Annotated in this window: 17 protein-coding genes; 10 read left to right on the plus strand and 7 right to left on the minus strand. The window is 49.1% G+C overall.

Going from position 1 to position 19478, the window contains the following annotated elements; translation table 11 throughout:
* The first annotated feature begins 30 nt into the window (after positions 1-30).
* The 7 genes from pilQ to AB7D94_RS00115 all read left to right on the plus strand — a co-directional run bounded on the left by pilQ (position 31) and on the right by AB7D94_RS00115 (position 7892).
* Positions 31-2445, plus strand: a complete 2415-nt coding sequence (pilQ, locus tag AB7D94_RS00085; RefSeq protein ID WP_420263588.1) for a type IV pilus secretin PilQ — start codon at positions 31-33, stop codon at positions 2443-2445.
* 96 nt (positions 2446-2541) lie between these two features.
* Entirely contained in the window at positions 2542-3759 is a 1218-nt protein-coding gene (aroC, locus tag AB7D94_RS00090; RefSeq protein ID WP_420263589.1) for a chorismate synthase, read from the plus strand.
* Positions 3760-3791: 32 nt separating this feature from the next.
* On the plus strand, positions 3792-4304 hold the full coding sequence (locus AB7D94_RS00095) for a shikimate kinase (protein WP_420263590.1): 513 nt from the start codon (positions 3792-3794) through the stop codon (positions 4302-4304).
* Positions 4301-5398, plus strand: a complete 1098-nt coding sequence (gene aroB, locus AB7D94_RS00100; protein ID WP_420263591.1) for a 3-dehydroquinate synthase — start codon at positions 4301-4303, stop codon at positions 5396-5398. The genes AB7D94_RS00095 and aroB overlap by 4 nt, the downstream gene beginning before the upstream one ends.
* A 4-nt stretch (positions 5399-5402) precedes the next feature.
* Positions 5403-6308 (plus strand): signal recognition particle-docking protein FtsY, encoded by a 906-nt coding sequence (gene ftsY, locus AB7D94_RS00105; protein WP_420263592.1) that lies wholly within the window; start codon positions 5403-5405, stop codon positions 6306-6308.
* A gap of 76 nt (positions 6309-6384) precedes the next feature.
* Positions 6385-6975: an RNA polymerase sigma factor gene (locus AB7D94_RS00110; protein ID WP_420263593.1), complete on the plus strand. Its 591-nt coding sequence runs from the start codon at positions 6385-6387 to the stop codon at positions 6973-6975.
* Positions 6972-7892 (plus strand): anti-sigma factor family protein, encoded by a 921-nt coding sequence (locus tag AB7D94_RS00115; RefSeq protein WP_420263594.1) that lies wholly within the window; start codon positions 6972-6974, stop codon positions 7890-7892. Before AB7D94_RS00110 ends, AB7D94_RS00115 begins: the two co-directional genes overlap by 4 nt.
* Positions 7893-8020: 128 nt before the next feature.
* Here AB7D94_RS00115 and AB7D94_RS00120 read toward each other — a convergent pair whose 3' ends face one another.
* The 4 genes from AB7D94_RS00120 to AB7D94_RS00135 all read right to left on the minus strand — a co-directional run bounded on the left by AB7D94_RS00120 (position 8021) and on the right by AB7D94_RS00135 (position 11689).
* Positions 8021-8920 (minus strand): glycosyltransferase family 2 protein, encoded by a 900-nt coding sequence (locus AB7D94_RS00120; protein ID WP_420263595.1) that lies wholly within the window; start codon positions 8918-8920, stop codon positions 8021-8023.
* Positions 8921-8922: 2 nt separating this feature from the next.
* Positions 8923-9657, minus strand: a complete 735-nt coding sequence (locus tag AB7D94_RS00125) for a HesA/MoeB/ThiF family protein (RefSeq protein WP_420263596.1) — start codon at positions 9655-9657, stop codon at positions 8923-8925.
* Between the two features lie 66 nt (positions 9658-9723).
* A complete protein-coding gene (locus AB7D94_RS00130; protein WP_420263597.1) occupies positions 9724-10458 on the minus strand; it encodes a GDYXXLXY domain-containing protein in 735 nt (244 codons plus the stop codon).
* Positions 10448-11689, minus strand: a complete 1242-nt coding sequence (locus AB7D94_RS00135) for a DUF2157 domain-containing protein (protein WP_420263598.1) — start codon at positions 11687-11689, stop codon at positions 10448-10450. Before AB7D94_RS00135 ends, AB7D94_RS00130 begins: the two co-directional genes overlap by 11 nt.
* Before the next feature lie 286 nt (positions 11690-11975).
* Between AB7D94_RS00135 and AB7D94_RS00140 the strand changes: the two genes are divergently transcribed.
* On the plus strand, positions 11976-12881 hold the full coding sequence (locus AB7D94_RS00140) for a DNA adenine methylase (RefSeq protein ID WP_420263599.1): 906 nt from the start codon (positions 11976-11978) through the stop codon (positions 12879-12881).
* Positions 12882-12923: 42 nt separating this feature from the next.
* Here AB7D94_RS00140 and AB7D94_RS00145 read toward each other — a convergent pair whose 3' ends face one another.
* Positions 12924-13775, minus strand: coding sequence for a NotI family restriction endonuclease (locus tag AB7D94_RS00145; protein ID WP_420263600.1), 852 nt, complete (start codon positions 13773-13775; stop codon positions 12924-12926).
* A gap of 147 nt (positions 13776-13922) precedes the next feature.
* Here AB7D94_RS00145 and gpmI point away from each other — a divergent pair, with 147 nt between their 5' ends.
* Together gpmI and AB7D94_RS00155 are read left to right on the plus strand one after the other, a co-directional pair.
* Positions 13923-15548 carry a 2,3-bisphosphoglycerate-independent phosphoglycerate mutase gene (gpmI, locus tag AB7D94_RS00150; protein WP_420263601.1) on the plus strand — a complete coding sequence of 542 codons (1626 nt, stop codon included), beginning with the start codon at positions 13923-13925 and terminating at the stop codon, positions 15546-15548.
* 291 nt (positions 15549-15839) lie between these two features.
* Complete coding sequence (locus AB7D94_RS00155) at positions 15840-17540, plus strand: InlB B-repeat-containing protein (protein ID WP_420263602.1); 1701 nt, start codon at positions 15840-15842, stop codon at positions 17538-17540.
* Positions 17541-17669: 129 nt separating this feature from the next.
* Here AB7D94_RS00155 and purE read toward each other — a convergent pair whose 3' ends face one another.
* Both purE and AB7D94_RS00165 read right to left on the minus strand, forming a co-directional pair.
* On the minus strand, positions 17670-18173 hold the full coding sequence (gene purE, locus AB7D94_RS00160; protein ID WP_420263603.1) for a 5-(carboxyamino)imidazole ribonucleotide mutase: 504 nt from the start codon (positions 18171-18173) through the stop codon (positions 17670-17672).
* 15 nt (positions 18174-18188) lie between these two features.
* Positions 18189-19475, minus strand: coding sequence for a GGDEF domain-containing response regulator (locus AB7D94_RS00165; protein ID WP_420263604.1), 1287 nt, complete (start codon positions 19473-19475; stop codon positions 18189-18191).
* Positions 19476-19478 lie beyond the last annotated feature (3 nt).

Below are 19478 nucleotides of genomic sequence, written 5' to 3' on the forward strand. Positions count from 1 at the left end.
TAAAGAGCAGTCTCCCCCGGAGGAAAGGTTATGATTAAAAGACGTAATATGCTTGCCTTATTTTTGTTGGCCGTATTATTGGTTTCAGGCTGCGTGAGCACAAACACCACGCTCGGTGATGAGCCTATTCGCGCCGTATCTGATAATGTGTTGACTGATGTCAGCGTTGATGACTATTCGCTGAAAATCACGGCGACCGGGAACTTTGAGTACTCCTTTTCGAGAACCTCCGACCCGTTTAAGGTGTTTATCGAGCTAAAAGGCGTCAGCCAGGGGCTTTTTACAGAACGAATCATCCCTAAAAAAGATGGCATAAGCGAAATTGCGTTTATAAACAAGACTGTGCCCGTAAAGGCCACCCTTATTGAGCTGACCCTGACCGCTCCGTTGGATGTCGCCCATTCTCTTAACGGCAACGTGCTGGCAATTAACGTCAAAAGGTTAGATGATATCTTGTCCAGCCCGCAACCGGCACAGTCCCACCATGACGCCGATGTATTTGTAATGCCGGAGACCGAGACCGCGGAAAACACCCCCGCCCCGTTCAACCCTGACGCCAGAGGCATAACAGGGCTGACGTTTAAGAAAGAAGACGGTGCCGTAAACCTGGTAATACAGGGCGACGGCGCTATGAAGCCTAATTTCTCAAAGCTTCGGGAGACTTTGCTTGTTGACATACCCGGCGTGCGCCTATCAGCAGTTATGCCTACTGATTTGCTCCCCCCTGTAAAGGAACTCAAATCGGAGGAAAGACCCTCAGGAATACGAATAATTATGAAGCTGGATAAAGACGCCTCATCAAAGGTGTTGACCGTCGGCGATACGGTGATAGTGTCCTTGACGACTACGGAGATGGCGGCTGCGGCAGCGAAAAAAATGTCAGACATAGACGCAAAGCATAAGTCGGCCATTGCAGAAGGCAAAAAAGCGGACAGGAAGGCCCCCGCGCAGGGCAAACTTTCCCCACCGCCGGACGGCGGCACTCAGCCCCTGCCTGTGGCGTCATCAACAGATAACGCGGCAGAGGCAAAGGCACCCGATGCCGGTGTAACTGGCGTTCTCTGCGGTAAACCCGTACCCTGCGGCACGAACAACAAGCTGCTCAGCCTCGATTTCCAAAGCGCGGGTATAGTTTCGGTTTTCAAGGTGCTGGCAGAGGAAAGCGGCTGCAACATAGTTGTTGACCCCACGGTTCAGGGGCAAATAACTATGCAGGTGAAGGACGCGCCGTGGTTTCAGATAGTTGACCTCATACTGAAGATTCATTCTCTGGGCTGCGACATCACCGGAAATATCATAAGAATCGCCCCCACAAAAAAACTTGATGAGGAGAGAGACGCAGACCTCAAAAGGGTCAAAACAGATATGGGCATTAAAGATACCCAGGAACAGATGGAACCCCTCGTGACCAAAATATTCAGAATCAGTTACGCAACGGTGGATGAAATGAAAGCCCTTCTCACATCAACTCCATCGGCCACACAGACCTCCACCCCAGCCCCAGGTAGTAATCCCCAGGCCACGCCCCCCCCCTCTGGTACATCGTCCGGGTTGCTGTCTCCGCGCGGCACAATGACAATCGATAAAAGGACAAGCTCCATTATTGTGGTAGATATACCGCGAGTCATGGACAATATAGAAAGGATGATAAAGCAATTGGATAAGCCCCCGCAACAGGTGTTGATAGAGGCAAGAATAGTGGAGGTTTCAAAGAGCGTCAATGACACTCTTGGCATAAACTGGGGCATACTGTCGTATAATAAGTCGGCTGCCAGCAGTGGGCAGACCAGCGGACTTGGCGTTGGCGGAACCTTTGGCTCTCTGGCAGGTAATTCATATCTTGGTACCTTGCCGAGTATACTATCCACCGCCGGTACAGACGGCATAGTGCTTGGTTTTATGAATGCCGCCAAGACGGCTGGACTGGACTTAAAACTTCAGGCGTTGGAAGATACCAGTCAGGGGAAAGTCCTCACAAACCCTCGTCTCCTGACGTTGAATCTACAGAAGGCCAGCATAAATCAGGGTCAGAGCATCCCGTATCCGCAGATGAACGCGCAAGGTGAAATCTCAGCGGCCTTCAAAGACGTAACGATAAAAATAGACGTTACGCCGCAGATTACCCCCGACAATTCGGTTATATTGCAGGTAGACATCAGCAAGGAGGACTTCCTGCAATCTGTCACAATCGGAGGCAGCTCGGCCCCTCAAACAACTAAGCTTGCGGAACAAACAAAGGTGTTGATAAAAGACGGCGAAACTCTGGTATTGGGCGGTGTTTTCGCAACGAAGGAGTCGAAGGGGGACGAAGGTCTTCCCTTTCTGAAAGACATACCGGTACTGGGATGGTTGTTTAAGACCAATACCTATGCACTACAAACAAACGAGTATTTGATTTTCATAACTCCAAGGATCGTAAACAGAGAGGCAGATGAACCTTCGTAAACATAACAGCCTAAGGATTAAAGACGAAGGGGGGTAACCCCCCTTCACCCGTATTTTTGCACATATTTTATCTATTGATTTCCATAGCGAGGTAACGTGTCAGGCATAAAAATAATAACCGCCGGAGAATCACACGGGCAGGCACTCGTTGGCATTGTAGAAGGACTGCCCTCCAATATGCCGCTTAGTCAGGACGATATAGACAAAGAACTCATGCGCAGGCAAATGGGCTACGGCAGGGGCGGCAGGATGGCTATTGAGACCGACAAGGCAGAAATCCTCACCGGCGTCAGGTGGGGAAAGACTCTGGGAAGCCCAATTGCGATAGAAATTTCCAATAGGGACTCCGCCAACTGGGTAAAGGGAATGTCCATCTCATCAGAGCACGAGGGTGCAATCGCCGCGGTAACCAGACCACGCCCCGGACACGCAGACCTCGCCGGAGCGGCTAAGTACGGTTTTAAAGACATAAGAAACATTCTTGAGCGCGCCTCAGCCCGCGAAACCACAACAAGGGTTGCCCTCGGTGCGGTTTGCAAGAGATTCTTACAAGAATTCGAAATCTTCATCGGCAGCTTTGTAACTTCCATAGGAGATGTCCAAAGCAGCGCGCAGCCACAAGTGGCAGAAAGCGGCGAACTCATCGAATTATTCAAAATGGCCGAGGCTGACGTTTCAAAGGGCGACAATCGTACCGTTCGCACTCCCTACTCACTGGACTCAGAGAAAATGATAAGCGCAATCGGCGATGCAATGGCAGCCGGTGACACACTTGGTGGAACTTTCGTGGTGTTTGCGGCGAATGTGCCCGTTGGGTTAGGCTCACACATCCAATGGGATAAAAAACTCGACGGCAGACTGGCACAGGCCATCATGAGCATTCAGGCCGTCAAAGGTGTTGAACTAGGCATGGGATTTAATGCCGCCACACTCAACGGCTCGCAGGTTATGGATGAGATATTTTATGATAAACCTAAGACGCCTCATTTCGGTTTTTACCGGAAGACCAACAACATGGGCGGCATAGAGGGCGGTATGAGCAACGGGATGCCCATAGTGCTGCGCGCCGCGATGAAACCAATCCCAACGCTGAGAAAAAAACCTCTGAAGTCGGTAGATTTACTAACGAAGTCAGCAATTGAGGCCGCCTATGAGCGGTCTGACGTATGTGCCGTGCCCTCGTGCTCAGTCATTGCCGAGGCCATGATGGCAGTCGTCCTTGCCGATGCCTTTTTGGATAAATTCGGCGGCGACGCCATTGACGAAACAAAGGCAAACTATTATAATTACATGAAATATTTATCGGGCATATAAATCGGGCATATAAAATGAAGGCAATAAACTAATTGAAAAACATAGTGCTGACCGGATTCATGGGAACAGGGAAGACGACGATAGGGCGGGTGCTGGCGAAGTTGCTTGGCAGAAATCTTATTGATGTTGACTCGGAGATAGAAAAGGCGCAAGGGATGAGAATCACCGAGATATTCGCCACACAGGGCGAGGCCAAATTCAGGGATATGGAGACAGAAATGGCGGGGAAAATCTCCAACCTCTCTAACGTGGTCATATCCACCGGAGGCGGTATCGTCTTAAGACAGGAAAACATTGAGCTTCTGCGCAAAAACGGCATCGTGGTCAACCTTACCGCCGCCCCCGATGTTATACATGCCCGCATCTCTGGCGGCAACGACAGGCCGCTCCTTAATGTCCCGGACCCGCTGGCCAAAATCAGGGAACTCCTTGAGTTTCGGCAACCTTTTTACCTAAACGCCGACATTGTCATAGACACAGCAGACAAGACGCCAATCCTTGTAGCCGAAGAAATTATTCAATCCGCAAAGTTGATGAGCCGATGAGTGGTTTAATAGATAATCTAACAGTAAACTTAGGCGAGAGAAGCTACGAAATCTCAATTGGAGCAGGTGCGATAGATTCGCTTGGAGAAAAACTATCCTCCCTGGGGTTTAACAAGAAAATCGTGATAGTATCTAACGAGACCGTGTTCAAGCATTATGGGGCGTGCGTGTCGCAATCACTTAACAAGGCAGGCTTTGAGGTATTCCCAATATTTATCCCCGACGGGGAGGCCTATAAGGATATGAGATACGTGGAATCTGTCCTTAACGAGATGTTTACCGTCGGGCTTGACAGGAAATCTGCCGTTGTGGCGCTTGGCGGGGGAGTGGTGGGTGATTTGGCCGGTTTTGCCGCGTCAATCTATATGCGCGGCATTGCTTTGGTGCAGGTGCCGACAACCCTTCTATCGCAGGTTGACAGCTCTGTAGGCGGGAAAACTGGTGTCAATAACCCCTTTGGGAAAAACATGATAGGCACGTTTTATCAGCCGCGATTCGTCTGTATTGATATAGACACCCTGAAAACCCTCCCTGAAAGGGAACTACGGGCAGGTATTGCAGAGGTAATAAAATACGGCATTATAAGAGATGCCGCGCTCTTTGCATTTTTAAAAGACAATCGCCAGAAGATTCTCTCACGCGACAGCGCCGCCCTCAAACACATAATCCACACATCGTGCCGCATCAAGGCAGAGGTCGTCTCTAAGGACGAGAGAGAATCAGGTCTCAGAGAGATACTAAACTGTGGGCACACGGCTGGTCACGCTCTGGAAACCGTAACGCAGTACACACAATACCTGCACGGTGAGGCCGTGGCGTGGGGCATGTACGCGGAGGCGAGGATTGCGGCGGCGTTGGGGCTGCTGCCCGCGGCAGCGCTGAAGGAGATCAGAGACCTGATAGAAGGGTATGGCCTGCCAACGTCAATTCCAAAGGGCATAGCAATAGGGTCGCTTGTCGAGGCCATGATTTACGACAAAAAAACCGTCGCAGGAGCCATAAAATTCGTCCTGCCAACCGAAATTGGCAAGGTTAAAATAATAAAGGGGATAGAAAAAGAGTTTATCCTCTCTGTCCTAAAATCGGAGACATAACAAAATGGGATTTGCTGATAAACTTAAGCTCGGCCTGAGGAAGACCAAAGAAGTGCTCCTCATGGATGTTGAGACCATATTTAAGGGCAAGACAGTAGACGCCTCTACGATAGAAGAGTTTGAGGAAATGCTCCTTGCGTCAGACATTGGCGTAAAGGCAACCACGGAGATAGTCGAGGGACTGAGGGGCAGATACGAAAGCGGCTCTGTAAAAACTGTTGAGCATGTTAAGGAATTCCTCAGACACAGTATCGTGGAAATCCTCGGCCTGCCGCAGCCGTTTGTCTTATATCAGGAGAGGCCGTTTGTGGTCTTATGTGTTGGGGTAAACGGGGTTGGCAAGACCACGACAATAGGAAAGATAGCAAGCAAGGCAGTCTCAGAGGGGCACTCCGTAATACTTGCCGCGGCGGACACGTTTCGGGCAGCGGCCATAGAGCAGCTTGACATATGGGCGGTGAGAAGCCGCGCCCATATAGTAAAGCATCAGCATGGCTCTGACCCTGCGGCGGTTGCCTTTGACGCCATTGAGGCCGCAAAGGCACGGGCTATTGACCTTGTAATTGTGGATACGGCAGGTCGGCTTCACACCAAGAGTCCTCTGATGGAGGAACTGAAAAAAATAAAGCGGGTGATAAATAAATCCATCCCCGGCGCCCCACATGAAACCCTTCTCGTTGTGGATGCCACAAACGGCCAAAACGCCCTTCACCAGGCGAAGATGTTTAATGAGGCCGTGGGGATAACCGGCATAGCCCTCACTAAAATGGACGGCACGGCAAAAGGTGGTATAGTCCTGTCAATAAAAAAAGAACTAAATATCCCCATTCGCCTGATAGGCGTAGGTGAAGGGATTGAGGACTGCCGGGACTTCATCCCTGAGGAATTCATCTCGGCGCTCTTTGACTAGGCCAGAGGTTTTAGCAAAAGAGTGTTTTCGGAACTTTCTGCTTCTTCGGAACTTTCCGCCCGTTAGGATTGTCTAAGTGAATAGAGGTGAAAATGAGACGGCTGACTTTGTCAACGACGCGGAATCGCTTGCCGCAGCGTCTCAGGGCGGTGATACTGCCGCCTTTGACCGGCTTGTCCTTATGTATAAGGACAGGATATATAACCTGTGCTATCGGTTTTTGGGTTCTCACGCCGATGCTGAGGACGCCGCGCAGGATACTTTTATGAAGGTATATACATCAATAAATCAGTTTAAATTTCAGTCATCGTTTTCCACATGGCTGTATCGAATAGCCGTAAATACGTGTAAAAACAAGCTTAAATCATTCAGTTGGAAGAGGTTTTTTCCATTTAACGCCATCACCCCCGATGCCCTCACCGAGATTGCCGATGGTCGGCCTTCACCGGATATGCGGCTTCAGAGCAGACAGCGTGGCAGGGCGATAGAAAAGGCGATACTGGAGTTGCCCGTGGCGCAAAGGCTTGTCGTTGTGCTGCGCGATATGGAGGGGCTTTCGTATGAGGAGATTTCAAGCATAACGGGTTTAAACCAGGGTACGGTGAAATCGAAGCTGTCAAGGGCACGCCATGCCCTCAGAGACAAATTAAAGGATGTAGTGGCATGAACTGTAAGAACGTGATAGAGACGCTGCCGGATTACATGGACGGCCAACTGGATAACGCCGCGGTGGAGGCAGTCAAAGGGCATATATCGGAGTGTGGTACGTGCGCTGAGCAGTTGAGGTCATTAGTGGCACTATCAGAGGCGCTGAAGGGACTTGAGCCGGTAAAGGCCCCCGCTGATTTCACGCACCGGCTCAAAGAGCGAATAGACGCGCGTCCCAAATCCTATTTCGGCCTCATCCCTCTAACGATAAAAATACCGGCAGGCGTTGCCGCCCTTGTGGTAACCGCCGTTATAGCGGTCTATGTGTTTAAGGCGGAGCAGGTGGGTACACCTCTTATTACATGGAAAAAAGGCGAAATGGCGGCAGTTCCTTCAACAAGCGATACACATGACAAGTTAACCGTCGAAAAATCCATTAACCCTGCCGCCCCGGCGGCAATTAAGAAACCGACACCGACGCACAAAGTCCAGATACAAGCGAAGGCCAAACGCGCCGCACAAAAGCCGACGCAAAAGCCAGCGCAGGAACCGGTGCTGATAGCTCTGCTTATCAAGTTACCTACCACGGCTCCGGCGGAGTCGGCTGCTGCCGGAGGCGTGCAAGCTGACAGGGCAATGTCCGCTATGCCTGAAATTTCCCCCATGCCTGAAATGGCCGCAAAAAAAAGTGCCCCTGCCGCCCGCCACGTTGAGCCTCTGGCCGCCGCACTCTCGAAAATCGTCGCTTTCCTGCCGGAACTCAATGCCCATGTGGTGGCTCCTCAGGACGGCCATAGATTGACGATTGATATACCGTCAGACAACTACGACACACTCCTTGTGAGACTTGAGTCAATAGGCACCTACAACAAACCGCCGCCACGCCCGGTAGGAGCTAAGACCATCAGGGTGCAGATTCAGATAGCCGCGGAATAGCCTTCAGCTGGAGTTCTGGAAGCCGCCAACGGGCGGCAGCCCAAATTCGATAGATAAAGCGTGTGCGAGATTACGGGGTGAAGGGGGGGTTACCCCCCCTTCGTCGTTAATCCTTATAATATGAGTACTTACCTGAAATAAAATGGGTGAATACTCATCCATCGCCGCAGCGGCTTTGGCAGCAGATCATATCTTACACCCATTGAATACCCGGCGTACCTGAAACATGTATCCAGAATAAAATATGTGAGCGATGAGTATTTCCCTTCATTGAGCAGCCTTGAGACACCCTCCCTTAAATACCTTAACCCCTCGCCTGCGGGACTGGCATATTTTAAAAGACATCCCTCTTTCAGCGATACACCTATGTCGAAGTTCCTCTTAAACTGTTTTGTAAATGAATAGTTGTGTGAATGAATCACCGCCGCATCAGGGCAGTATGCCACCTTGTAGCCTGATAGGATAAGCCGGGAGGCAAACAGCATGTCTTCATTCATAATCGCAGCATTAAAACCACCCAATGCTATAAAAACCTCTCTCTTTATGGCGGAACACACGTTGGAGAAAAAGAATGTCTTTATGCCAAGGGTATTTAACGCTTCGAGGCTTTTCAGTATTGGCCTGTTGGGATAGTTGAACTCGCGTGAGAAGCTCTCAACTGGGGCGGCGTCGGGGGCGGCGATTTGCCTGGCGTAGGAGGCGGCTGTCTGTGGGTCTTGCAGGGGGACAAGCAACTCCCGCGTGAGCCTGTTGTCGGCGGGCAGGGCGTCTTGTGTCATAAATATAATAACATCACCCGACGCCGCACGAGCGGCAATATTGCGCGTCGTGCCGTGGTTAAAGTCCGCCCTGTTGATTTTTATTACCTTGCAACCCAAGGAGACGGCCTTGTCGGCAGAGTTGTCAACAGAGGCGGAGTCAATTACGATTATCTCCCTAACGGCAGTTAGCTGTTCCCTGATGGCCCCCACTATGGGGTCAAGCAACGCGGAGGCATTCAGTGTCGGAATTATTACGCTTATTGACACACTTACTTGCCGCCGCACGAGGGACAGTTTGGGTCTTTGTATATCTTATATTTTCTAAACTCAACATTTGCGCCCTCCCACACGAGGAGTTTTCCCTTTAGATTTGTCCCAACGCCAGCAAGATACTTCAGCGCCTCAAGCGCCTGAAGGGTGCCTATAACTCCGGGCGTAGTGCCGAGTACGGGAAACACCTCCGAGGGTGGTGCCTCCTGAAATAAACACCTAAGGCATGGCGTCTCCGGCACTTTGATAAACGACATCCTGCCGTCTATGCCCCAAATGCTGCCATATACGAGCGGGATGCCCTTTCTGATTGCCGCGTCGTTCAGTATATAGCGTGTCGGGAAGTTGTCCATGCAGTCAAGGATTATGTCTGAGTTTGCCACAAGCTGGTCAACATTTTCTGCAGTTATCCTATCTACGTGCGCGGTGATTTTTATATCAGAGTTTACGGTGTTTAGTGTGATTTTTGCTGATAACGCCTTGTTTATGCCGATGCGTGAGGGGTTGTGGAGGATTTGCCTGTTGAGATTTGAGTAGTCCGGCGAGTCGAAGTCGCAGATTATTATATGCCCTATGCCAGCCGCGGCAAGATATATAGACACGGGCGAGCCAAGCCCTCCCGCTCCGGCTATAAACACGGTCGAGTTCTTTATTTTTTCCTGCGTCTGCTGCCCCCAGCCCTCCATCATCATCTGCCTTTTGTAGCGCTCAAGTTCGTTTACAGAAAGTGCCATTGATTTTCCTCCGGTAACAATAATTTAATGTAATATTATGCCATATTTTTGTCGCCAATATATAGCTTAACCCAACTCCTTGCCGTTTATTATCAATGTTTTCAGAACACCTCTGCCGTCTTTGCTCAAATAAATAACCGCCACAACGCCCTGACCTAATATGCCATGTTCTATTGCTCGCCCTTTGCCCTCTTCCACAAAAAATTTCTCTATCCCGAACTCAGCGTTTATTTGCATGTCTTCATGCCTGATGGTTTTTTCCACCGTCCCGTAAACCTTGTCGAGGCCGCCTTCACATGTCCTCCACTTCTCATTACTCACAGGGAAATGGAACATCAGACGCCCCTCTTTGTTCACGCAAAAGACATAACGGCCTTCTTTTTGATATGGCTGCCAGTAGTATTCAAACTCGCGTGTGAGACCGGAGTCTTCCTTTACGGTTGTAGTGCCGGTGTAGTTAGTATAAGCGCTGATGACCGTTCCCCTGATGAAAGTCGCTCCTTTTGGTTCGGTCTTTCCGAATGTCGTGGGTGAAAATGTCCCGTCGGCGTTTTTGCTTAACGTTACGTAAATAGTATCTCTTGCCTTAAACGTGTCTTTTACGCCGAACTTGTCGGTTTTTAACGCAGAAATGTCGTAAGAGAGCCTCACATATTCGCCCTTTAACAAATCCCTTGGATCAAACATACGAGTAACAAGGAGTATCCTCTCCCCTGTGGCGATTATATCCTGCTTATATGCAATTATTGACAACAAGAGCAGCAACTGTATCAGAACTGCGATTGATAATCTAATCCTCATAGTCTCCTATACCAAAAGCGGCCAGCAGTTTTCGCCTCTTCTTTTCTAGTACCACTCCAAGGGCAATCAACAGCGCACCGCCCAGTAAAAAGAACAATGACGTGTGCAACATCCCCCACAGGATATCAACATATCTGCCGAGCACATCGAGGGCGAAAAACACCACGCCCACATTGACGTAAACCCGGCTTCGCTTTAAGTATCCAATGAATATTATCCACAGTACGGCCGCCGCGTAGATTAAGTTAGATAGCACTAAGGAAATTGACCGCACAGGCGCTCCCGTAAAACGTGAATAAATATACGGGGAAGCGGTAAAAACAATCATTAGCAGCAGGAGGAGCGCCTCATTCCTCCGCCATTTGCCCCTTGCCCTGCAAGACAACCTCAACGCCTGAGAAAGGAGAAAAACGCAGCCAATACCGATGTAAAAAGCCCTGACCTCAAAAATATCCAGACCAGCAGCCCTCATAGAAGCAGCGCCCTTAAAGGTAAAAACATATGCGGCAAGATACGTCAACGGCAGCCCCGCGGCCAGATAAGGAAACGAAAGAGGATTTAGAGAGCTGAAGTCCTCGTGCATCAACCCAATCCCCCACAGGGTGACACCTACGCCGAGAAATAAAGCGGGGACAATGTCAAAATTGCCAGTTATCGAATTAAATCCCGGGCTTATCTCCATGAATATCCAGACAAGCAGCGTCACAATAGACAAGGCAAGCAGAGGTTTAAGCCTTACCGCGTATGCCATAGGCAGCACACCGGCCCCCCACATCAATATTCCGATGGGAGAATGTGACGATACGTTGTATGCCTGGGCTATCAGAAAAATCCCCGCGCCATATATAATCGCACCTAACAGAAATAAAGAAGCGCCGACGCCAGGATAGTTCCCCTTCTCGTAGTACAAGTAGTACCCCGTGCCATAACTGCTCAACATGCCGACAAAGACTATCGCAATCTTTCCCCAGTTAGGTATCGCCGACCAATGAGCCGAAAAGAAGAGTATTATCCCGGCACCCAAAAGAAGGACACCAAGAATGGAAAGCGTTAATATAAGCCTTGAGGGAATAACGGTCTTGTCCGGTTCCTCTGGCTGATGTATCTCATTATACCGGGCCAAAATCAAATCTCTCTGCCGGGCATCAATTATGCCTTCGCTAAGCCACTGCTCACTCTGCTGCCCAAGCTCCCTGATAAAGGCTGCACTGCCGCCACTGTCTTTCATCATATCAATAAACCCGCGTTAGTTGATATACGCCTTAAAAACTGCACATTATGGCCAACCCGGCCATTTGAGACAGTTTTATCATACATATACTGGCTGGATTGCGTCAATGTTGACATATTTTTTGCCATCGGTGCGCGAGAAGGTCAAAGTGTGATGCCGTGGTAGTGGGTCAGCTTGAATCACGCATGGAATATTGAAGAAATCATTAGATTGTTGTTATAATGGGACAGAATCTTGATTTATACGGTGACCAATCCAGCTAAGTTTGAAAAATTATGGAGATAAAGTGCTTCAAGGAACAGAAAGACAAGCGTTACAGTTGTCGCTATTCGAGCAACAACCGATCAGCAAAAGCAAGATTGTTAATGTTGCTTCAGTCAGGCAGCTAAGCCCCTTTCGCTATCCAGGAGGGAAAACATGGCTTGTTCCCATTGTTCGGGAGTGGTTGCAACAGCGTGATAAGAAACCGGCAGAGTTGGTAGAGGTTTTCGCAGGGGGTGGCATAATCGGCCTAACCGCAGCGCAGGAACGACTTGCGGAGCATGTAACCATGATCGAGTTAGACCCTGATGTTGCCTCGGTTTGGCTTACTATTCTTGGTGAGGATGCTGAATGGTTAGCTGAAAAGATACTTGGTTTTGAATTGACAGTTCTGAACGCGCATGAGGCAATAGAGAAACCTTTCTCAGATACAAAAGAGCGAGCCTTTCAGACGATCCTGAGAAACAGAATCTGTCATGGCGGCATACTTGCACATGGAAGTGGATTTCTCAAACATGGAGAGAATGGTAAGGGCATTGCATCCAGGTGGTATCCTGAAACCTTGGCGAAACGGATCAGGTACATCATGACTTTTCGCGATAGAATTACCTTTATCGAAGGCGATGGGTTGTGTCACCTGCGCAACGTTGCAAAGATACCAGATGTTGCCTTTTTTATTGATCCACCTTACACGGCACCAGGCAAAAGAGCAGGAAAGCGGCTCTATAATTTTTTTGAAATCGACCATGAGGAACTTTTCGATATAGTAAGCACGTTAAATGGCGACTTCATGATGACTTATGATGACGCTGGTTCCGTGCGCGAAATGGCAGAAGCGCGAGGATTCTTTGTTTCGCATGTTCTCATGAAAGGAACCCACCACAACAAAATGTTTGAATTATTAGTGACTCCCTGTGAGCATATCTTGTAGCGTTGAGATATCGGGGCTGTTGTTAAGCCTATCATCAAGTTTTTATTGAAGGTGTTGGATGAAATCATCAATGGGGCTGGCCGGTGTTTTTGTAATGCGCAGCAAGGCTGGTTCGAAAGCAGTGTAAATGGTCTTGTGGCGGGTAAATACGAAGCGATTTTCTTCTTTGTTTAATTCCAGACCATATAAAAACCATGCAACATCAGCCTGTTCGGGTGCTACTGCGGGGAGTTCTGGCAGGGTTGCATAAAAGGATTTATGCAGGGCCACGGCCTGTTTTTTTCTCCATTCATTAAAAATGCCCCCCTTATAAAGCATTTGAGGGGCAAGTCGCTTTCTTGAAGAAGATAGATAATCAGCCCTTGGATAATTGTGGCCATTCCACACCATTTTTGATTGTCCATCGGGGTCTTTCATGTATTGAGCAAAAGGATTTCTGACATTTCCAGAGATGTAAACCGCTTGCACTTCCAGCGATCCAAAATCAAGGAGCTTTCCCTTCTCGTCATAAGACACAAGGACAACATCTATATTGCCGGCCGATTGTCCCGTTCCGTCCTTGAGGCGCACTTCGGTAAGGGATGTCCACGAGGTATCAGGCGAAAAGAAGAAGGCGGCAGCATCTTCTGCTATAATCCAGTTTTCGCGAAACCTAATTGGACATGTTATTGTTGCGCTTCCGTCTTCGACTAATATGGAGCAAACTCCTAAAGGATCAATCGCCTTGTCCTTCGTGCAATTGGGAACCTTGTTGTTGAAGGGGCAAAGCCTTCCCCTTCGGTAACGTTTTGCTTCATGGCTTTGGTTATCTATTGGAAAGCCAAAAACCTCTGCGAGCGGATTGTCAGGCACGCTGATCCCTTCCTTATTCTTTGATTGCTTATTATAGCACACCAACCCCCTAAATAATTCAAACCGCCCACTACTTATCCCAACCCCGCGCTTGCTTTTACGTGCGGTTTATTTCATAATATGGCATTGAGCAACATTGAGCCAGTATATTCTTAATGATACAACTAAAATTCAGGAGGATGGTTGAACATGGAAAGGTTGAAGAAACTTGAAGGATTCTCAGGCCGTAAGGGTCCGTTGCTTTTTATTATAATGGATGGAGTTGGGCTTGGAAAAGACGACGACACTAACGCGGTTTATCTGGCAAAGACCCCCGTGTTGGATAAACTCTTTAAAAGCGAACTCTTTACATCAATCGCGGCACACGGCGAGGCTGTGGGGCTTCCAAGCGATGAGGACATGGGTAACAGCGAGGTCGGGCACAATGCCTTTGGTGCCGGACGCGTGTTCGCCCAGGGGGCAAAGCGAGTGAACGAGGACTTTGCAACAGGTGCGGTCTTTAACGGCAGGCTCTGGAAAAAAATCGTAGAACGCGCCAAAGACGGTTGCGCTGTGCATTTCAGCGGACTTCTCTCTGACGCGAATGTCCATTCAAACATTAACCACCTCTACGCCATGCTGAATAAACTTGCCGAGAGCGGCGTGAAAACGGCGCGCGTGCACCCGTTACTTGATGGCAGGGATGTCGGCCCGCGTACCGCCCTTGAATATGTCGTCCCCCTTGAGCAGCTCTTAAAGAAAATCAGAGACGAAAAGGGCTATGACTACTGTATCGCCTCAGGCGGTGGCAGGATGAACGTTACTATGGACAGATACGAGGCCGACTGGAGTATCGTCAAGCGCGGCTGGGATGCCCATGTCAACGGCATAGGCAGGCCGTTTCGCTCGTGTGAGGAGGCAATTGAGGCCTTTTATAAGGAAGACCTCGATGACCAGAACATGGGGGCATTTGTCATTGTTGACGAGACCGGGCAGCCCGTCGGTAAAATGGAATCCGGCGATTCGTTTATATTTTGCAATTTCAGGGGCGACAGGGCAATTGAGATCTCCCTTGCCTTTGACAGCGGCCCTGAATTCACCAAAATAGACAGAGGCCGCATCCCTAATGTCTTCTACGCCGGAATGATGGAGTATGACTCTGAGGCCAAAATCCCTAAGAACTTCCTCGTTGAGCCACCGCAGATTTCAGAGACCGTCGGCGAGTACCTTGCCCATGAGAAAATCTCTATGTTTGCCATCTCCGAGACTCAGAAATTCGGGCACGTCACATACTTCTGGAACGGCAACCGCTCCGGCTACATAGACAAGGACCTGGAGCTCTATGTCGAGATACCATCGGACAAACTCACCTTCGACAAGGCGCCGAAGATGAAGGCATACGAGATAACAGAAAAAACCATAGAGATGCTGAAGTCGGGGAAATATAAATTTGGCCGCCTGAACTTCGCAAACGGCGACATGGTTGGCCACACAGGCGTCATGGAGGCCGCCATAACGGCCGTAGAGACAGTGGATGAGTGCGTGGGCAAACTACTAAAAGTAGTAGAGGCACTTGATGGCATTGTCGTAGTAACCGCAGACCACGGCAACTCAGACGAGATGTATGTCATGAAAAAAGGCAAAAAAGTCCCCAAGACGTCACATACCCTGAACCGTGTGCCGTTTATAATCGTAGACTCCGGGTATAAAGGGGAATACAAAATGGCTGAGCATGAAAGCCGCGGATTAAGCAATGCCGCCGCTACCATTTGTAATCTGCTGGGTTACGATAAACCAGAGAACTATGACCCATCGCTGATAAAATTTGGTTCATAAGACAAGAGGGTAATCGCAATCTGACTTGTAATCTGGTTCCGATTGTGGCGCCAGGTTACGGGTCGGGTTAGATAATGCCAAAAAAAATCTTGACATTCTTTTATTTTTTTGCTTTAATTGGGGAAGTCATTTTGCTTTAATTAAAGAAACCAAGGACAAATACGCTTGGGCAGTTTATTGTTAATCGTTCGTGGTTACACCACATATACCACGGCTGCACCACGTTTTATACTGCGGCTGATTGCACAAAGGCTGTTTCGGCCTTTATCATAACAGATGGGAGGACATTCTATGAGAAGTATTTCTGCGTTTTTTGAATCATTCAAATCAAGTTCGTTCACTCCTCGGGGTAAAGCTATACTAACCTATACTATACTATTCCTGCTTTTAAGTATTTTAACGTCAACCGCGGCAGTAGCTGAAACTTATTCTTTTGTTACAAAATGGGGCAGTACTGGTACAGGGGATGGCCAGTTTACTCAACCTACCGGCATAGCAGTTGATAGAGGAGCGTATGTTTATGTTGTAGATTACAGTAATAACCGGGTCGAGAAATTTACAAGCACCGGGACTTTTGTTACAAAATGGGGCAGTAGTGGTACGGGGGACGGCCAGTTTAGTGGTCCTTTTGCTATAGCAGCAGACAACAGCAGCGGGTATATTTATGTTGCCGATACTGGTAATAGCCGGGTCGAGAAATTTACAAGCACCGGGACTTTTGTTGCGAAATGGGGCAGCTATGGTACAGGGGACGGCCAGTTCAGTTTCCCTGTAGCTATAGCGGTAGACAGCAGCGGGTATGTTTATGTTGTCGACGTTAGTAATAGCCGGGTCGAGAAATTTACAAGCACCGGGACTTTTGTTACAAAATGGGGCAGTAGTGGTACAGGGGACGGCCAGTTTAAGGGACCTTATGGTATAGCAGTAGACAGCAGCGGGTATGTTTATGTTCTTGATGCTGGGAATAACCGGGTCGAGAAATTTACAAGCACCGGGACTTTTGTTGCGAAATGGGGCAGTAGTGGTACAGGGGACGGCCAGTTTACTGACCCTTGGGGTATAGCGGTAGACGGCAGCGGGTATGTTTATGTTGTCGATAATAATATGGCCCGAATCGAGAAATTTACAAGCGCAGGGACTTTTGTTACGAAATGGGGTAGTAGTGGTACAGGGGACGGCCAGTTTGAGGACCCTTATGGTATAGCAGTAGACAGCAGCGGGTATGTTTATGTTGCCGATTACCATATTAACCGAGTCCAAAAATTCCAATCTTCTAATGTCTCCAGCGCCTACAGCTTAACCGTAACCACAACGGGCACGGGTTCTGGCACGGTAACACCGTCAAGCGGTACTCTCACATGGAGTGGCAGCACTGGTACGGCGTCGTACACATCAGGCACATCGGTAGTGCTTACGGCGGCGGCCGCTTCTGGCTCTACCTTTTCAAGTTGGAGCGGGTGTGATTCGACAAGCGGAGCTACTTGTACCGTTGCGATGTCGGCGAATAAGTCTGTAACGGCGACATTTGCATCGTCAGGGTCATCGGACTATACACTTGCCTCTGCGGAAATTAATGTAATCTATAATCAATATGCCTCGTTCTTTGGAACAAAATCTGGAGGTGTGACAACAGGAACTGACACAAGCGGCATATACTATGTCCAATGGTTTACCAATGGCGCTGCCCTTGTAGCATGGACAGATGGATATATGTATACTTTCTATGCAAATACATGGTACGCTTTAGGGGTAAAATGGAAAACAACAGACAGCGACTTAGATAAGGCAACCTCTGAAATAAATGTACTCTATAATCAATATATTTCATTTTTTGGGACAAAGTCTGGAGGCATAGTTACGGGAACATCAGGCTCAGCCACATACTACGTCCAGGGGTTTACCAATGGCGCCGCCCTTGTAGCATGGACAGATGGATATATGTATACTTACTATTATAATACATGGTACGCTTTAGGGGTAAGCTGGAAATAAGTAAAGTTACCGAACCGGTGGGCCGGAGTACCGAAGCCGCCAACGGGCGGCAGATGGAATTCAACTGATAGAACATGTGCGAGAATACGGGGTGAAGGGGGGGTTACCCCCCCTTCGTCGTTAATCCTTTCAAATACTGGTCGTTTGAATGGCCTCTGACTTTTCAAGTAGCTTTACCCTCGTCCTTTCCCTTTTTTCATCGAGGGCAGTTTTTATCTCTGTGTACTTAATGGAGAGAATTGAGCAGGCCAGATATGCGGCGTTTGCCGCGCCGTTTATGGCCACTGTGGCAACAGGTATCCCGGTGGGCATTTGCACGGTTGAGTACAGGGCGTCAACACCGTTTAACTCTCCTGATTTAAGGGGTACGCCGATGACGGGAAGCGTTGTACAGGCAGCAATGGCACCGGCCAGATGGGCGGCCATCCCGGCACCGGCGATGATTACCTCTATGCCTCGCTGCCTTGCGCTCCGCGCATACGCCGCCGTCTCTTGGGGAGTCCTGTGAGCCGAACTTATCCTCATCTCATAACCTACGCCCATTTCCTTTAATACCTCAGCGGTTTTTTTCATTATGGGTAGATCGCTCTCACTTCCCATCACAATGCCGACAAGGGACTTTTTATCTTTCATCTTAGTATCTCCACGTTATGATTTATTATGCTTTCTGATCTTATGCTCATACATCAACCGGTCTGCCGCGGCCATCAGGGCGTCTATTGTCAAATCACTCTCCGGACTATAGAGCACAAAGCCTATGCTCAGGGATATTTTGTATGGACAGTCCTGCCGCTCGTTGTATATTGCCGCGGTACTAGCCAACCTCTCTGTAACCACATCCTCTGTTACGCCAAAAACGTCTGTAATTAACACAACGAACTCATCGCCGCCTATACGGCCTATTATGTCGGATTCCCTGAATGTCTCCTTTAGGATAGACGCGGTATCCACTATCGCGCGGTCTCCGGTGGGATGGCCAAGGGTGTCGTTGATGCGCTTGAGGCCGTCCACATCTATGAAGACCATGGCTATCTTTCTGTTAAACCTCTTCGCGCGTTTAAGCTGGTGCTCGGCGAGCATGTAAAATCCACGGCGATTGTTAAGCTCGGTCATGCTGTCGGTAAGCATCATGTGCCTGAGTTTATCTTCCAGCTCCTTTCTTTTTGTCTGGTCCTGAAACGTGACCGCGGTGCCCAATATACTGCCTTGCTCATCCTTAATCGCTGCTGTGGTCATGCTTACCGGTACGGCCCTGCCGGTATTTGCTATCAGTAAGAAGTCTGTTAAACTAACGGTGGTGTCTCCTGCCATGGCGACGATAAGGGGATTGAAGGCGTCGTCAGATAAGTCCTCAGAGGTTTCATCTTTAAGTGTTATCAGTTCCCCTATTGGCAACCCTATGGCCGCGTCTTCTTTGAGGCCGATCAGTCTTACCGCCGCCTTATTAATAAACGTGACATGCCCGTCGGCGTTCGTGGTGATTACGCCGTCGCCTATGCTCATCAGGGTGGTGGAAAACCACTTTTGGCTGTCACTGAGTTGACGCTGCATCTTATCCTTGTAAAGAGCCATTTCTATCGTCGTATAGAGTTCCCTATCCCGAAACGGTTTAATAAGATAGCCGAAGGGTTCTGTTATCTTTGCCCTTTCCAATATGAATTCGTCTGAGTACGAGGTCAGAAAGATAACGGGCGTGCCCATGGCAGAATGAATCAGCGTGGCCGCCTCAATGCCGTCCATAGCGCCGTCGAGCACTACATCCATCAGCACAACATCCGCCTTGTCGGTTTGAGCGCGTCTTATCGCCTCCCCGGCGGTTGAGGATATTGAGGTAACAGTATAGCCGAAATCCATAAGGGTTCGCTTGATGTCCATAGCGATAACCCCCTCGTCCTCGACTATCATTACGCGCGCCTTTTTTGTCTTATGTGCCATATT

The organism is Candidatus Magnetominusculus dajiuhuensis (genome assembly GCF_046044395.1).
GTDB lineage: Bacteria > Nitrospirota > Thermodesulfovibrionia > Thermodesulfovibrionales > Magnetobacteriaceae > Magnetominusculus > Magnetominusculus dajiuhuensis.